This window comes from Gudongella sp. DL1XJH-153, assembly GCF_049310905.1.
Taxonomy (GTDB): domain Bacteria; phylum Bacillota; class Clostridia; order Tissierellales; family Tissierellaceae; genus Gudongella.
In genome coordinates this window covers 1-271 of record NZ_JBMEMN010000107.1, presented here as the reverse complement: position 1 = coordinate 271, position 271 = coordinate 1, and the positions used below count along the sequence as shown (strand labels likewise).

The 271-nt window shown below is 27.7% G+C and carries 1 protein-coding gene; it reads right to left on the bottom strand.

Translation table 11 applies throughout. The features are described from left to right. Positions 1-113: 113 nt before the first annotated feature. Positions 114-269: an AraC family transcriptional regulator gene (locus tag ACOEN1_RS13575; RefSeq protein WP_422487416.1), complete on the bottom strand. Its 156-nt coding sequence runs from the start codon at positions 267-269 to the stop codon at positions 114-116. Positions 270-271: the final 2 nt, after the last annotated feature.

Genomic DNA, 271 nt, shown 5'->3' with positions numbered 1-271 from the left:
AAAATAAGATATAGTTAGAAGTTTTTATATAAAATATATTTTAATATGATAAATAATGGGAGACATCACAAAATGGGTGATGCCTCCTTTTTAATTATAAAGCCAGGATAGTATTATTGTACCCAATCTTTTCTATAACGAGAAGCTGTTATGTTTTCTGACTTTTTAAATACCTTATTAAAATAACTCGTATCCGGAATTCCACATTCACTTGCAATTGCTTCGATACTTTTATCCGAAAATCTCAGTAGTTTTTTAGCATAATTGATTC